Origin of the sequence: Westiellopsis prolifica IICB1, from assembly GCF_004323185.1 — a bacterium.
In the GTDB taxonomy this organism is placed as follows: domain Bacteria; phylum Cyanobacteriota; class Cyanobacteriia; order Cyanobacteriales; family Nostocaceae; genus Pelatocladus; species Pelatocladus prolificus_A.
Genome location: NZ_NAPS01000002.1, coordinates 1,673,953 through 1,675,544, shown reverse-complemented (window position 1 = coordinate 1,675,544; position 1,592 = coordinate 1,673,953). Strand labels below are relative to the sequence as shown.

Here is a 1,592-nt window from a genome sequence, read left to right as displayed (position 1 = left end):
GAGAAGCCGCTTACGCGTCTACGCGAAGCGTCTCCAATCCCCAATCCCTGATCCCCGATCCCCGATCCCCAATCTCCGATCCCCGATCCCCAATCCTCGATCCCCGATTTTCTTGTACGAGCATATTATTATAGATAAGATTTTGAGATACCAATAAAATAAATAGCAATCTCTATTGACACGAGAGTGTAAATCTACCCTTAAAATATAAAACGCGCTCTCATTAGCAAAAACTATGGATGCATTAGAACTAAAACGGGAAATTGAAACGTTGTGCGATCGCCTGGGTAAAACTCAGGACTATCTTTGACATTCCTGCACTCACAGCTAAAATTCAAGATTTAGAACAAATCGCAGCCCAGCCAGAATTCTGGGATGATCAAGTCAAAGCCCAAGGCACGCTGCAAGAACTTAATGATTTAAAAGCGCATATTCAGCAATACGAACACTGGCAAAGTAGCATCGAAGACACTAAAGCAGTATTAGAACTGTTGGAGTTAGAAACCGATGAAGCACTTCTGCAAGAAGCAGAAACTACTGTCACCAAACTCAACAAAGAACTTGACCAGTGGGAGTTACAGCAGTTATTATCTGGTCCTTATGATGACAAAGGGGCAGTTCTAACAATTAACGCTGGTGCTGGTGGTACTGATGCTCAAGACTGGGCAGAAATGCTACTGCGAATGTATACCCGTTGGGCAGAAATTCAGGGTTACAAGGTAAATTTAACTGACGAGTCCGAAGGTGACGAAGCAGGTATAAAATCAGCCACCATAGAGATTACAGGACGCTATGCCTATGGGTACTTGCGCTCTGAAACAGGTACTCATCGCTTAGTACGGATTTCGCCTTTTAATGCTAATGGTAAGCGCCAAACTAGTTTCGCTGGGGTAGAAGTTATGCCCCAACTCGATAACTCGGTACAATTGGAGATTCCCGAAAAAGACTTAGAAATTACTACATCTCGGTCTGGTGGTAAAGGCGGACAGAACGTTAACAAAGTAGAAACTGCTGTACGTGTTACTCATCTTCCCACAGGAATTGCAGTGCGTTGTACAGAAGAACGCAGCCAATTGCAAAACAAAGAAAAAGCCCTCGCCCGTTTGAAAGCAAAGTTGTTAGTTATTGCCCAAGAACAACACGCTAAAGAAATTGCCGAAATTCGCGGTGATATGGTCGAAGCTTCTTGGGGAAACCAAATTCGTAACTACGTCTTTCATCCTTACCAAATGGTCAAGGATTTACGTACCAACATCGAAACGACTGCGATCGCTGATGTGATGAATGGTGAACTCGATACCTTTATCCAAGCTTATCTACGGCAAGAAAATCAGCTAGTAGAAGCGACTGTGTAATTTGTGAACAACAAGATCCCCGACTTTTAAAAAAAGTCGGGGATCTTGCTTCCCAATTTACCCTGACGTGTAAGTAGAAATTGAGTTGTGGTTAAGAACGTTCCTTGATCCATAGAGAACATCAAAGCGTTTGTTCAATCCCTTTTAACGTTGCTTATTAACCTTCCTTGATCCATAGAGAACATTAAAGCGTTTGTTCAAAACGTTTTAACTTTGCTTATTAACCTTCCTTGATCC

At 42.6% G+C, this 1,592-nt stretch carries 1 protein-coding gene; it reads left to right on the top strand.

Annotated elements, in window-relative coordinates; genetic code table 11:
• Positions 1 to 235 precede the first annotated feature (235 nt).
• Positions 236 to 1,355, top strand: a protein-coding gene (gene prfB / locus B4U84_RS21580; RefSeq protein WP_131120523.1) for a peptide chain release factor 2 whose coding sequence is annotated in 2 segments (ribosomal slippage) — positions 236 to 307 and positions 309 to 1,355 — 1,119 coding nt in all. Because the reading frame shifts where the segments join, the coding sequence is not laid out codon by codon here.
• Positions 1,356 to 1,592 lie beyond the last annotated feature (237 nt).